This window comes from Bacillus sp. 0209A, assembly GCF_036765095.1.
Lineage (GTDB): Bacteria > Bacillota > Bacilli > Bacillales > Bacillaceae > Bacillus > Bacillus subtilis_G.
This window is the reverse complement of sequence record NZ_JBAIZV010000002.1, coordinates 309,819-322,898: the sequence shown is the minus strand read 5'-3', so window position 1 is coordinate 322,898 and position 13,080 is coordinate 309,819. Positions and strand designations below refer to the sequence as shown.

Annotated in this window: 12 protein-coding genes; 3 read left to right on the top strand and 9 right to left on the bottom strand. The window is 43.6% G+C overall.

The genetic code is table 11. The features are described from left to right. Position 1: 1 nt before the first annotated feature. Positions 2-304: a hypothetical protein gene (locus V6D44_RS06835; RefSeq protein WP_087992814.1), complete on the bottom strand. Its 303-nt coding sequence runs from the start codon at positions 302-304 to the stop codon at positions 2-4. Positions 305-834: 530 nt separating this feature from the next. Here V6D44_RS06835 and vpr point away from each other — a divergent pair. Further along, positions 835-3,255, top strand: a complete 2,421-nt coding sequence (gene vpr / locus V6D44_RS06830) for a serine protease Vpr (RefSeq protein ID WP_202327886.1) — start codon at positions 835-837, stop codon at positions 3,253-3,255. A gap of 33 nt (positions 3,256-3,288) precedes the next feature. Here the strand turns inward: vpr and V6D44_RS06825 are convergent, their stop codons facing one another. The 4 genes from V6D44_RS06825 to V6D44_RS06810 form a co-directional block, all read right to left on the bottom strand. Next, entirely contained in the window at positions 3,289-4,293 is a 1,005-nt protein-coding gene (locus V6D44_RS06825; RefSeq protein WP_087992802.1) for an LLM class flavin-dependent oxidoreductase, read from the bottom strand. Positions 4,294-4,438: 145 nt separating this feature from the next. After that, on the bottom strand, positions 4,439-5,188 hold the full coding sequence (gene nfsA, locus V6D44_RS06820) for an oxygen-insensitive NADPH nitroreductase (protein ID WP_202327885.1): 750 nt from the start codon (positions 5,186-5,188) through the stop codon (positions 4,439-4,441). 106 nt (positions 5,189-5,294) lie between these two features. Further along, entirely contained in the window at positions 5,295-6,479 is a 1,185-nt protein-coding gene (locus V6D44_RS06815) for an FtsW/RodA/SpoVE family cell cycle protein (RefSeq protein WP_202327884.1), read from the bottom strand. A 210-nt stretch (positions 6,480-6,689) separates the two neighbouring features. Next, positions 6,690-7,751 (bottom strand): GNAT family N-acetyltransferase, encoded by a 1,062-nt coding sequence (locus tag V6D44_RS06810; protein ID WP_242519873.1) that lies wholly within the window; start codon positions 7,749-7,751, stop codon positions 6,690-6,692. Positions 7,752-8,059: 308 nt separating this feature from the next. Here V6D44_RS06810 and ywcE point away from each other — a divergent pair, with 308 nt between their 5' ends. Then, positions 8,060-8,326, top strand: coding sequence for a spore morphogenesis/germination protein YwcE (ywcE, locus tag V6D44_RS06805; RefSeq protein ID WP_081638379.1), 267 nt, complete (start codon positions 8,060-8,062; stop codon positions 8,324-8,326). A 40-nt stretch (positions 8,327-8,366) separates the two neighbouring features. Here ywcE and qoxD read toward each other — a convergent pair whose 3' ends face one another. From qoxD to qoxA, 4 genes are read right to left on the bottom strand one after another with little or no spacing between them, the layout of a single operon-like run. Then, entirely contained in the window at positions 8,367-8,741 is a 375-nt protein-coding gene (gene qoxD / locus V6D44_RS06800) for a cytochrome aa3 quinol oxidase subunit IV (RefSeq protein WP_202327883.1), read from the bottom strand. 1 nt (position 8,742) lies between these two features. Further along, the gene (gene qoxC / locus V6D44_RS06795) at positions 8,743-9,357 is read right to left on the bottom strand and encodes a cytochrome aa3 quinol oxidase subunit III (RefSeq protein WP_087993191.1); all 615 of its coding nucleotides are present in this window, start codon (positions 9,355-9,357) and stop codon (positions 8,743-8,745) included. A 13-nt stretch (positions 9,358-9,370) separates the two neighbouring features. After that, positions 9,371-11,320 (bottom strand): cytochrome aa3 quinol oxidase subunit I, encoded by a 1,950-nt coding sequence (qoxB, locus tag V6D44_RS06790; RefSeq protein WP_087993192.1) that lies wholly within the window; start codon positions 11,318-11,320, stop codon positions 9,371-9,373. A 27-nt stretch (positions 11,321-11,347) separates the two neighbouring features. Then, complete coding sequence (gene qoxA / locus V6D44_RS06785; protein ID WP_087993273.1) at positions 11,348-12,313, bottom strand: cytochrome aa3 quinol oxidase subunit II; 966 nt, start codon at positions 12,311-12,313, stop codon at positions 11,348-11,350. A gap of 513 nt (positions 12,314-12,826) precedes the next feature. Between qoxA and V6D44_RS06780 the strand changes: the two genes are divergently transcribed. Continuing rightward, positions 12,827-13,072: a GlsB/YeaQ/YmgE family stress response membrane protein gene (locus tag V6D44_RS06780; RefSeq protein WP_003222176.1), complete on the top strand. Its 246-nt coding sequence runs from the start codon at positions 12,827-12,829 to the stop codon at positions 13,070-13,072. Positions 13,073-13,080 lie beyond the last annotated feature (8 nt).

The following is a 13,080-nucleotide window of genomic DNA, read 5'->3' as shown; positions in this document are numbered from 1 at the left end:
TTTACCTCCTTTTGACCGCCATGTAAAGGTGCGGTCCAGCTCTCTCCTGCTTTGGCGATTCCTTGAAGGCTTGCAAACACCTTCTTTTATAAAGCGCGGCGGCTTTCGCTTTCTGCTTTTCTTCGTCATTCACAGCCATCCGCCATTCATAAAACGAAACAAGTCCTGCGGCCTGCACCGCCGCTTTTCTTTGGTATGTACGCTGAGCCGAATAGACCGCAGCAGCCGCAGTTTTTCTGTCCGGCGTCACCCAGTTCATCAAAAAGACCATCCACACCCGTAAAGATACAAGCAAACGTTTCATAGAAAAACATCCCTCCGCTTCTTTTTGGCAGGCAGCCTTTTTAGCAGCCCGTTTTCTCAGCCGCAGCCCGCGGGAAAAGACGGCCGATTTCTTTTCTCGCAAACTAGCGGCTCTAGCAAAACTCATGACTCTATGATAGACCGCGAATAGAGAATTCTTTGTCACAATATGAGTGAAAAAACCAACTAGTTTTTAGAAGTTTTGTTGAAAGCTGAAAGAAATGAAATGAAAATTGGAGAACCGCTTCAAAAACTTTATACACAAGTTATCCCAAAGTTAAGAACAACTTAGTCACAAGAGATATCCACATGTCCACAATCCCTCTCAATATTTTGTATAGGAACATATATTCCCAACTACATATATACACAGGTTTATTCACTTATGCACAGGGTTCTGTGTATAACTCCTCCCTTATACACAATAGAATTTCAATAAATGGTTCATTTGACACAAGGATTTTTTTGAATTTTCAAGAAATATATACTAGGTCTTTAACATTTTTTCTAAAACACAAAGGGGGAAACACATTGAAAAATGGGATTATTCGCTTTCTGCTTCTAAGTTTCATTTTATTTTTCACGTTATCCACAGGTATGACAGGCATACAGGCAGCTCCGGCTTCTTCAAAAACGTCGGCTGATCTGGAAAAAGCCGAGATATTCGGTGACATCGACATGACAACTAGCAAAAAAACAACCGTAATTGTGGAGTTAAAAGAAAAATCCTTGGCAGAGGCGAAGGAAGCAGGTGAAAGCCAAACGAAAAGCAAGCTGAAAACCGCTCGCACCAAAGCAAAAAACAAGGCCATCAAAGCGGTGAAAAACGGAAAAGTAAACCGGGAATATGAGCAGGTATTCTCAGGCTTTTCTATAAAACTCCCAGCTAATGAAATTCCAAAACTTCTCGCGGTAAAAGACGTAAAAGCCGTATACCCAAACGTCACGTATAAAACAGACAATATAAAGGATAAAGACGTCACGATCTCCGAGGACGCCGTATCTCCGCAAATGGATGACAGCGCGCCGTATATCGGAGCAAACGACGCATGGGATTTAGGCTACACAGGAAAAGGCGTCAAGGTGGCGATTATTGATACCGGGGTTGAATACAACCATCCTGACTTGAAGAAAAACTTCGGACAATATAAAGGATACGATTTTGTAGACAATGATTACGATCCAAAAGAAACACCTACGGGCGACCCAAGGGGCGGATCTACTGACCACGGAACACATGTAGCCGGAACTGTTGCCGCAAACGGAACGATTAAAGGGGTTGCGCCTGATGCCACACTTCTTGCTTATCGCGTGTTAGGCCCTGGCGGAAGCGGCACAACAGAAAACGTCATCGCCGGCGTGGAACGTGCAGTACAGGACGGAGCAGATGTGATGAACCTGTCTCTCGGAAACTCTTTAAACAATCCGGACTGGGCGACAAGCACAGCGCTTGACTGGGCCATGTCAGAAGGCGTTGTCGCGGTTACGTCAAACGGCAACAGCGGACCGAACAGCTGGACAGTCGGATCACCGGGCACATCAAGAGAAGCGATTTCTGTCGGTGCGACTCAGCTGCCGCTCAATGAATACGCCGTCACATTCGGCTCCTACTCTTCAGCAAAAGTGATGGGCTATGACAAAGAGAATGACGTTAAAGCGCTCAATAACAAAGAAGTTGAACTTGTCGAAGCCGGAATCGGCGAAGCAAAGGACTTTGAAGGAAAAGATCTGACAGGCAAAGTCGCCGTTGTCAAAAGGGGCAGCATCGCTTTTGTGGATAAAGCAGACAACGCCAAAAAAGCCGGCGCCATCGGCATGGTTGTATATAACAACCTATCTGGTGAAATTGAAGCCAATGTACCTGGCATGTCTGTGCCAACAATCAAACTTTCATTAGAAGACGGTGAAAAACTCATCAGCGCCATGAAAGCAGGCGAGACAAAAGCAACATTCAAGTTGACGGTCTCAAAAGCGCTCGGTGAACAAGTCGCTGATTTCTCATCCCGCGGCCCTGTTATGGATACATGGATGATTAAGCCTGATATTTCCGCACCAGGCGTCAATATCGTCAGCACCATCCCGACACACGATCCTAACAACCCATACGGTTACGGATCAAAACAAGGAACGAGCATGGCATCGCCTCATATTGCCGGAGCGGTTGCCGTTATCAAACAAGCAAAACCGAAATGGAGCGTTGAACAGATTAAAGCCGCCATCATGAATACCGCTGTCACCTTAAAGGACGGCGACGGAGAAGTGTACCCGCATAACGCCCAAGGCGCAGGCAGCGCAAGAATCATGAATGCAATCAAAGCCGACTCCATTGTTTCACCGGGAAGCTATTCATACGGCACATTCTTAAAGGAAAACAAAAACGAGACGAAAAAAGAAACCTTTACAATTGAGAATCAATCTTCCATCAGAAAGTCATACACGCTGGAATACTCATTTAACGGCAGCGGCATTTCCACATCCGGCACTAGCCGCGTTGTGATTCCGGCCCATAAAACCGGAAAAGCTACTGCAAAAGTAAAGGTCAATACAAAGAAAACAAAAGCCGGCACCTATGAAGGAACGGTCATCGTCAGAGAAGGCGGAAAAACCGTCGCTAAGGTGCCTACATTGCTGATCGTCAAAGAGCCGGATTATCCGAGAGTAACATCTGTCTCCGTCAGCGAAGGATCTGTACAAGGCACCTATCAAATTGAAACCTATCTTCCTGCGGGAGCAGAAGAGCTGGCGTTCCTCGTCTATGACAGCAACCTTGATTTTGCAGGCCAAGCCGGCATCTATAAAAATCAAGATAAGGGCTATCGGTACTTTGACTGGGACGGCACGATCAATGGCGGAACCAAGCTTCCGGCCGGAGAATATTACCTGCTCGCCTATGCCGCGAACAAAGGCAAATCAAGCCAGGTTCTGACTGAAGAACCTTTTACCTTGGAATAAGAAGAAGCCCTGCCGAATCGGCGGGGCTTCTTCTTATTCATTCGCAAATGCTTCCTGTAACAAGCGGTAAGAATCAAGCTTATCTTCAAAATGATGCGTTATGGTTACCGCCATGATTTCCTCCGTGCCATACGCTTTACTTAAAGCCAACAGCTGCGCCTTCACCTGTTCTTTCGTGCCGACAATCATTCGATTTCGATTATCAGCAACTCGTCTCTGTTCATACGGAGAATACGTATTTTCCCGGACAGCTTTATACGAAGGAACTCCTTCTAAAGGGATGCCCTGCTCCCCCGCCAAAAGCGTGAAATCAAGCACTGCCGCAAGCTCCTCTGCCTTCTCCTCTGTGTCAGCACAAAGAACAAAAACAGCGACTGCCGCACGAGGCATGTCTCCTAAAACAGACGGCTTGAATCGTCTCTTATACTGTCTGACCGTATCTTCTCCGCCCTCTCCATTGATAAAGTGGGCAAACATATAGCCAGCGCCTGTCTCAGCGGCAAGCAGCGCGCTTTCTCCGGATGAGCCGAGCAGCCACACATCCGGCGCGGTGGAAATATGCGGCGCTGCCGTCAGATTCGGAAAACGGTGTTTGCCATCCGCCAAATCATGCAAATACATAGCCAGCTCCTTGATTTGCTGCGGATACTGATCAGCATTGCGCTTCCCGCCGTCATTCAGCGCCCATGACGCAATCGGCATTCCCCCCGGTGCTCTGCCAAGCCCGAGATCAATTCTTCCCGGTGTCAGCCCCTCCAGCACACGGAAATTCTCAGCTACTTTATAAGCGCTGTAATGCGGTAGCATGACTCCGCCTGAGCCAACACGGATTCGCTTCGTTTTCGCCGCTATATGACTGATCAGCACCTCAGGGCTGGACCCTGCCAACCGCTTTGAAAAGTGATGCTCAGATACCCAGAATCGCTTATATCCAAGATCCTCCGCAGCCTGCGCAAGCTCGACGGTTTGCTTCAACGCCGTTTCAGCAGAACTTCCTTCCGAAACAGGAGATTGATCTAAAATGCTTAATGTCATCATCCTTATCACCTCATCCTAGTGTATCACTGAACCTAAAGCCTTCTCACACTGTTTCATTTTTTTGGTTGAGCGTGTCTATATTTGTCGCATTATGTTACACGTGAAACATAAAAGCCTCTCCGTCAACAACAGAGAGGCTGCGGCATTATTTTTTATTAAAGCCTTTTTCTTTTACATATTCATTTAAGTACGTACGCGGCTTTTGCTTCATAAACTGAAGAATTTGGTCAGACCACGTCTCCACACGCTGGCCTTTTGTTCTTTCCTTATAATAATCAGAAATCGTTTGATCATACTCCTTCAGGTTTTGGCGAAAATTTTCTTCATTTAGGTCATAGGTATTTTCATGATAGACAGCCTGCTTCGGCAATCTCGGCTTTTTGCCTGATGGGTTTGCAGGATGCCCTACTGCTAGGCCAAAGAGCGGAAGCACGTGATCTGGGGTTTGCAACACCTCTGCCACCTTGTCCAGATCATTCCGAATGCCGCCGATATAACAAATGCCTAGTCCCATTGATTCTGCGGCAATGCTCATGTTTTGAGCTGCAAGCGCAGCATCAATTAAACTAACCATAAACAGTTCCGTATTTTCCAGCAGCTCAGAAATATTTTCGCCTTTTTCCTCAGCCAGTTTTTGATGGCGATACAAGTCCGCGCAAAATACAAAAAAGTGCCCGTTCTTCTCAACGTAAGGCTGTGGTCCTGCAAGCACAGACAGCTCGCGTTTCTTCTCAGGATCGGAAACACCGATAATGGAATACGCCTGCACATAGCTGGACGTAGACGCAGCCTGCGCACTTTTCACTAATATATCAATTTCTTCAGCTGTCAAAAGCTGATCAGTAAAAGACCGGATCGACCGATGATTCAAAATGGTTTCGATTGTGTTATTCATCACAAGAACCTCCTTATCTATTTTTTATCATATCCGAAAAAAAGAGAACTCAAAAGCAAAATGCTCTGCAACAAAAAAGACAGCCTCTGCCAAGGCTGTCTGCATATTAAGAATTAAACAGATAACTTCTGTATTTCGTCAGCTGTACACTCGCATTATAAACAATGCCGAAGCAGATTAGCGTGGCAAGCGTCGAGCTTCCCCCGTAACTGACAAACAGCAGCGGAATCCCGGTAACAGGCATAATGCCGATGTTCATACCGATATTCTGGAATGTATGAATGACAATCAACGCCGTATATCCCACGCAAAAGAAAGAAGCGAAGCGGCTATAAGGATGTATCTTATCAATGAGAACGACAAGTCTGTAGATCAAGAAGAAAAACATGATGACGACAATAGCACAGCCTAAAAACCCGAAACTCTCACCTAAAATAGCAAAAATAAAATCGGTCTGTCCCTCTGGTACATACACCTTTAGATTATGAACGCCATTTCCGATGATGCCGCCCGAACCAATTGCCATAACTGCCTGGTCAACCTGCCAGCCGCTATTTGCATCTTCTTGAGTTGTTCCATTTGAATCAGATACCCAAGAGGTAACCCTCTTAATTTGATACTCTTGAATCCCCACTGATTTGGCGACATCAGGGAAATTAATCATGACTAATAATATAAGAGTAATGAATAGAATACCTGCACCGCCAACAATCGCAATCAACTTCCAGTTTATACCAGACATAAAGACCATGACCATCACAATAAACATGCAAACCCCTGCAGTACCGGCATCCTGGAGAAGAATAAGCCCGATTGGCACTACAGAAACACCCGCTATCTTTAATAACAAATAAACATCATCTGTAAGTGATCGGATTTTTTTAGGATTTGCCTTAGAAATTACCGAGGCTACCACCATCATGAGACCAATCTTCATAAACTCTGACGGCTGCAGCGTAACAGAACCAAATTTAAACCAACTTTTCGCACCGTTTTTTTCAGGCGCAATTGACTCAGGGCTCACTCTTAATATCAATAAGAGCAGAATCCCGAATAAGAATACATACAAACTAAGTTTTTCTAACTGCTCAAGATCGAAATAAAGCAATACAAATACAGCGATAGCACCTAATATATAATAGACAATTTGTTTCTTCCAAGCATCGTCCCCATACTGCCCAAACTGGCCGGCAGCATAAATCGCAATTACACTTATAATAAAAAACACACCAAATATAAAAATCAAATCCCCTTGGTAAAAGGGGTTTTGCTGTTTCTTATATCGACTCATTCTATCCCGCCTTACATTTTCATCGGAAAATCACTAATGTTTATTATACATGAACCACGTTCAAGATGACACGTGAAGCTCGCTTCCATTTATGTTTTTTGCGCGCATACACGTCGCTTTTTCAGCTACACGAAATATGACGTATCATAAACCGAAATGTTTCGATTGATATTAAACTTTTCAAATAAAAAAACCCCATATAAATAGGGGTTAAAAGAAATCCATAAGAAATGGAGGTTTTAACTGAAAAACATCATCAAGTCGTTTGATTTCCGATACCGGTCCTTTTATCATACCTGTTTCATAAAGAAAACGGGCACTTCTGGCGCCAAGGAAGAAAGCGGTTAAAGAAGCTATATCGCATTCTATTAGATGGTCAGACACCTCTTCCGAAGTGACCTGTACTTGCCCCGAATCGACGCGGAAAGTCTGTTGATTCCATGGAGCCCATTGATCCGTTACCTTAAAGACAAAGGGTGCTGTCATGCGAGGTTTTGGATATTCCCGCAAAAAACCCTCAACGTCTACTATGCGTGCCATACTATAAGGATATACCTCCTGTTTGACACGGGGTTCGGCAGTTAAAAAATCAAGATCTTCCTCCATCCTTACAGTCAGTTCTACTTCATTTACCATCGAGTCATGCTGGCAAATAAAATTCCACAAGCCTCTCTGTGCCTCCCTGTTCAAATACACAAATTCCTCAACTCGCATCCTATTATTCTTGATGTCATACACAAGATATCCACAAGGCTTCCCATCTTCAGAGATATAAATAGCTTTCAATCCAGAGACCTTCTCTGCCCAATGCTCCTTTGAACGCTTCATCAGCCCGTTATGCTTTGTTCTGTACTGATTATAGATGGCATTCATTGTATCTGTTTCATCCTTTTGAAGCCTTCTTACATATCCTGAAACATGGTCTAGCTTTTGCAACTGTTCTTTAAGATACGTCAGACGTTTTTGGTAGAAACAGAGCTCCCACCCAAATTTGCGGTAGAAGGAAATGAGGAACGGATGTAAAAAGCTGATTTTTTGGTTTTCTTTCTTCATGACCGTTAAAGCGTTTAGAATCAGCTCCTTTACTGTTCCTTTTCTTCTGTATTCAGGCCAGGTTGCCACTCCGGCAATACCGCCCATCTTCATCTCCTGCTCCTCCAGCATGACAGAAAAGGGAATGATGTGAAGCTTGGAAAGTAATTTCTCTTGTTCTTTGATTCCAATGACGTAATGGTTCTCTAAAGCCTTTACTTTTCTCTTCTCGTTCCTCATCACTGAGTTCTTTCTGAAAAGCGTATTCAGACATATAGATCACTTCCCGCCAGTCTCCTCTTTCAAGCTTTATTACTTGGTACATCAACATCCTCCTTAAAAAGAAAGTCCCGTACATTCTCCTAGCTTATAACACTAAAAAATAAGACAATAGGTCCAGACCATTTCCGCAAAAACATGTATCAATTTCTGGAAAACATGGTATAATAATTGTAACAAAATGTTCAAAAAACGACCACAAAACAGACACAAATCAGTTCCTCTATTTCATTTTTGTAAACGTTATCACAAAATGAAAGGAGACGGGTATGATGGACATGTTTTTTGCTTATTTATTGGTTGCCAGCGCAACTCCTCTTTTTATTTGGCTTGATAACAAAAAAGTCGCACTCTCAGCTATTCCGCCAATCATCTTAATGTGGGTATTCTTCTTCTTTTACGCAACTGAAAGCCTTTCTCCATTAGGACACACTCTCATGATTATCTTGTTTGCCGTCAATGTCATTGTCGCTCATATCGCCGCATTTATCATTTACGGTCTTCCGTATCTTCGCAGAAAGCGAAGCAGCAGCTGAAACAGCAAAAAAACCCTCTTCTGACGAAGAGGGTTTTTGCTTATTCGTGGTGGCTTGAATGCTCTGAGTGTTCAGTGCCTCCAGGAGGATTTCCGTCCATATGGTCACCATGGTGATAGTGAGCCGCGAAAATCCAGATGGATCCAAGTACGATAACGATCGCGCCAAAGAATCCGAATAGCGTGTTTCCGACTTGGATGGTGCCGTTTTCGCTCTCTGTCATGTGCATGAACATGAGAAGCTGCAGCGCCGCCTGGATGAAGGCAAAGCCGAAAATGATCCAAAGTTTTGCTGATGAGCTCAGGTCAGTATACACTGCAACCCATAGAGCCAGCAGGGTCAAAACGATAGACAGTGCAAAACCTACGATGTGTTTCCATGGAAAGTGACTGTGTTCAGCAGATTTGTTTGCCATTTTACAGACCCCCCAATCCCATGAGATAGACACCCGTAAAGATGAAAATCCATACAACATCTAAGAAGTGCCAGTATAAGCTTGAGATAAAGATTTTAGATGAAGTTTGCGGAGTTAGGCCGCGTTTCTTCAACTGAATCAGAATTCCTGTGATCCAGAAAATACCGATTGTTACGTGAGTTCCGTGAGTTCCAAGTAAAACAAAGAATCCAGACCAGAACGCACTTGTACCGAGAGATGCTCCTTCATGTACATAGTGGACAAACTCGGTAATCTCAAAACCGACAAAGCCGGCACCGAGAAGAAGAGTGATAATTGTCCAAATGACGACGCCTTTTAAACTTCCGCGGCGCATTTCATGAACAGCGATCCCGCAGGTAAAGCTGCTGATAAGCAGCAAGAACGTCATAATCATTACCAGATTGACTTCAAACAGTTCGTCCGGTAAGACACCTCCTGCTGTTCTGTTTTGAAGAACGAAGAAGGTTGCAAATAGTGTTGAGAACAACACAATTTCTGCCCCTAAAAAGATCCAAAACCCGAGAATATTAAGTCTGCCGGTTTCAGATTGATATTCCATAGGCGCGTTAGAATTGCCGTGTTCTGCATGTTCCATAACTCACGCCTCCTTATTCGGAAATCTTTCTTTCCGTCTCTTTTATTTCATCAACACTAATGTAGTAGCCGTTGTCGTATTCGAATGAACGCAGAACCATGCAGAGCAGGACCCCGATCAATCCGACTACGCCCATCCAGTACCATTCAAAGACAAGTCCAAAGCCGGCAATACCGAAGGCAACAGACATAAAGAATGGTCTGCCTGAGTTGCTTGGCATATGGATTTTCTTGAATTTGCTTTCAGGGTATAACTCCGTTTTTTCTTCTTTCATCTGATGGAACGCATCTTTAGATTTGACTTCAGGAAGCACCGCAAAGTTGTAATGCGGCGGAATCGCAGAAGAAGTCGCCCAATCAAGCGTACGTCCCACACCCCATGAATCTCCGCTGATTTCACGAGTAGAGTAGCGGAAGCTGTAGTAGATGTTATAGCAAAGGATTAAGAATCCTACACCCATCATGAAAGCTCCGACAGTTGAGACAAAGTTCAATGCTGTCCAACCGTCATTCGGTCCGTATGTGTAAATACGGCGAGGCATGCCTTGAAGCCCCAAGAAATATTGCGGGAAGAAACACACATTGAAACCGATCATAAAGATCCAGAAGAACCATTTTCCGATTCTTTCGTTCAGCTTGTGGCCGAACATTTTTGGATACCAGAAAATAAATCCGGCGAAACAAGCAAATACAGTACCCGCGATCAGCACATAGTGGAAGTGAGATACAAGGAAGTACGTATTATGGTATTGATAATCCGCTGCTGCCATCGCAAGCATAACCCCTGTAACCCCGCCGATTACGAAGTTAGGAATGAACGCAAGCGCCCACAGCATAGGCGTTGTAAAGCTGATTCGGCCTTTATACATGGTAAAGAGCCAGTTGAAGATTTTAACCCCGGTCGGGATTGATATGGCCATTGTCGTAATTGAGAAGAATGAGTTAACGGACGCACTGTTCCCCATTGTGAAGAAGTGGTGAGTCCAAACTAGGAAACTCAATACGGAGATGGCGATAATAGATCCGACCATCGCTGTGTAACCAAACAATTGTTTTCTTGCAAAGCTTGAGATAATCTCAGAGAAAATACCGAACGCCGGAAGAATAACGATATATACTTCAGGATGTCCCCAAATCCAGAACAAGTTAGCCCAAAGCATCGGCATACCGCCTGCTTCCAATGTGAAAAAGTGAGCGCCGAACAAACGATCAAATGATAAAAGTGCTAAAGCTACTGTAAGCACAGGGAACGCAAACACGATAATAACCATTGTGATCAGTGTTGTCCATGTGAACATTGGCATACGCATCAATGTCATGCCTTTTGTTCTCATTTTTAAGATCGTGACCATAAAGTTGATCCCTGTCATCAGGGTACCGATACCGGCAATCTGAAGTCCGAGGAGGTAGTAGTTTTCACCCGGTCCAGGGCTCATTTCGTTACTTGCAAGCGGCATATAACTGGTCCAGCCTGCGTTCGGAGAACCTCCGATCACGAAAGAAATGTTGAAAAGCATCGCCCCTACGAAGAACGTCCAGAAGCTCAGGTTGTTCAAGTAAGGAAACGCAACGTCGCGAGCACCGATTTGAAGAGGTACAACAACGTTGATAAGACCGATTAGGAACGGCATCGCCATGAAGATGATCATGATTGTACCGTGAGTTGTAAAAATTTCATTATAGTGGTTTGAGTCTAAAAAACTGTTATTCGGAAGCGCTAGCTGGGCACGCATCATCAGGCCGTCGACACCGCCGCGGAATAGCATAATTACAGCAGCTATAATATACATGATTCCGAGTTTTTTATGGTCAACAGTAGTTATCCATTCAGACCACAGCCATTTCCACTTTTTGAAGTAAGTCAGTACAAAAATAATGGCAATGGTTGAAAGCGCAATGGAAACTTGTGCGCCCAGAATTAATGGGTCACCAGTTACGAAAAATTCGTCCCATTTGAATTTCATGCGGGCTTCCTCCTTTCCTGATCAATATCATTCTTCTGTATCATCAGACTTCTTAAATTCATTTTCTTTTACGTTTTCAAACGGATCTGTTTTAGAGTGCGGTGAAACGGCTTGGTAGCCAAGGCGTTTGCGCGCTTCCATCGCGTATTCTGCGTCCTGTCCGTGATCAACGTATTTTAAGTGAGTAGATGAGAACGTTAATTCATCCACATTTTCAGGAAGCATCAATTGATCATACTTCTCTTTTGTCAGCTTAGGCGCCTCGTTCTGAGACTTTTTCACCCAGCTGTTAAAGTCTTTTTCTGTGACTGCATTCACATCAAACTCTTGGTCTGCAAAATGTTCACCTGTGAAGTTCGCGTTGCGTCCTTCGTAAGTTCCCACTTCATCAGCCTGTAAGTATTGGTCCATCAGCATTCCTGCCATCGCGTATTTTTGTCCTCCAAGCTGAGGAATCCATAGCGAAGCCATTGAATCTGCAGATGAAATTTTGAACAAGATCGGGCGGTCTACAGGAATGTTTAAGTAGTTGACCGTTTCAATATCCTGTTCAGGGTAGCTGAATACCCATTTCCAGTCTACCGAAGTAGCATAAACAACAAGAGGCTCTTTATCCTTTGTTGCTTCAGGAGCTTTTTCTAACGAATATATCGTCTGTACGGTTGGCACAGAAAGTGCAATGACGATTAAAATTGGGATCACTGTCCAGACTACTTCTAAGAACGTGTTACCGTGAATTTCTGGGTTATAAGATCCATTATCTTTGCCTTTACGGTCGCGGTATTTTACTAAAATAATGGTAAATAGAACAAAGACGACCCCGACGATAAACAGCATAAATCCGATAGATAACAGGATCAAATCACTTTGCTGTTCAGCTACAGGCCCTTTCGGATCTAGTACTGAAGCATTGCTGCATCCCCCAAGGACGAAAACCACAGTTAACAGCGCTAATACAAGCAACGGTTTTAATGCTCTGAACAAGAAGATCACCATCCTTCCTATTGATGTAATAAATCTGAAGTGCATACTTCCTCAAAATCTTTTCTCTACTTTGTTATGCTATCAAAAAGTTCACTTATTAGCTTTATTTTTTTCTAAACTTCATCCCATTTTCGCTTAAATGTCATAAAATCGACAAAAATTGCTCCAACTTTATTCACATCTATCGCTTAAGATGAAAAGTTTCTAGTTATTTCCGCATATAAGTAAAGAAAGATGATGAAAAACTAATTCTGACAAATAAAGGTTTACCACAATAAAAAACTTAGGTCAATCAAAAATTTCATTTTGTTAAACTTTCTAGTTAGGAATTAATTTTTCCTTGTCTAGCATCTTTTCACACGATTACCATTTTAACGCATCAAATTTTGAATGAAAAGGCTTAATAAAGCGGCAATATGCTCTAAACTGTTCCCATTTTTTAAGAGAACATCCATTTGTTTAGCTTACACGCAATAGAGGAATGTTATAAGCAAATAAATACAAAATAGGATGTGTTGCATGATGAGTTTTATTATTTCACTTATCGTCGCTATTATTATCGGATGGCTTGGCAGTCTGTTTGTGAAAGGAGATATGCCCGGAGGAATTATCGGGTCTATGATAGCGGGTCTTATCGGCGCGTGGATCGGACACGGGCTGCTCGGAACATGGGGACCGAACCTAGCCGGATTTGCCATTATTCCGGCAGTGATCGGCGCAGCCATTGTCGTATTTCTAGTAAGCCTGTTAGCGAGAAAAAGAGGATAAGAGTGACA

What these genes read in the sequence shown, in the direction of transcription:
- V6D44_RS06835 (WP_087992814.1), bottom strand. Translation starts at nt 304, where the DNA reads ATGAAACGTTTGCTTGTATCTTTACGGGTGTGGATGGTCTTTTTGATG.
- V6D44_RS06825 (WP_087992802.1), bottom strand. Translation starts at nt 4,293, where the DNA reads ATGATGACATTAAGCATTTTAGATCAATCTCCTGTTTCGGAAGGAAGT.
- nfsA (WP_202327885.1), bottom strand. Translation starts at nt 5,188, where the DNA reads ATGAATAACACAATCGAAACCATTTTGAATCATCGGTCGATCCGGTCT.
- V6D44_RS06815 (WP_202327884.1), bottom strand. Translation starts at nt 6,479, where the DNA reads ATGAGTCGATATAAGAAACAGCAAAACCCCTTTTACCAAGGGGATTTG.
- V6D44_RS06810 (WP_242519873.1), bottom strand. Translation starts at nt 7,751, where the DNA reads ATGAGGAACGAGAAGAGAAAAGTAAAGGCTTTAGAGAACCATTACGTC.
- ywcE (WP_081638379.1), top strand. Translation starts at nt 8,060, where the DNA reads ATGATGGACATGTTTTTTGCTTATTTATTGGTTGCCAGCGCAACTCCT.
- qoxD (WP_202327883.1), bottom strand. Translation starts at nt 8,741, where the DNA reads ATGGCAAACAAATCTGCTGAACACAGTCACTTTCCATGGAAACACATC.
- qoxC (WP_087993191.1), bottom strand. Translation starts at nt 9,357, where the DNA reads ATGGAACATGCAGAACACGGCAATTCTAACGCGCCTATGGAATATCAA.
- qoxB (WP_087993192.1), bottom strand. Translation starts at nt 11,320, where the DNA reads ATGAAATTCAAATGGGACGAATTTTTCGTAACTGGTGACCCATTAATT.
- V6D44_RS06780 (WP_003222176.1), top strand. Translation starts at nt 12,827, where the DNA reads ATGAGTTTTATTATTTCACTTATCGTCGCTATTATTATCGGATGGCTT.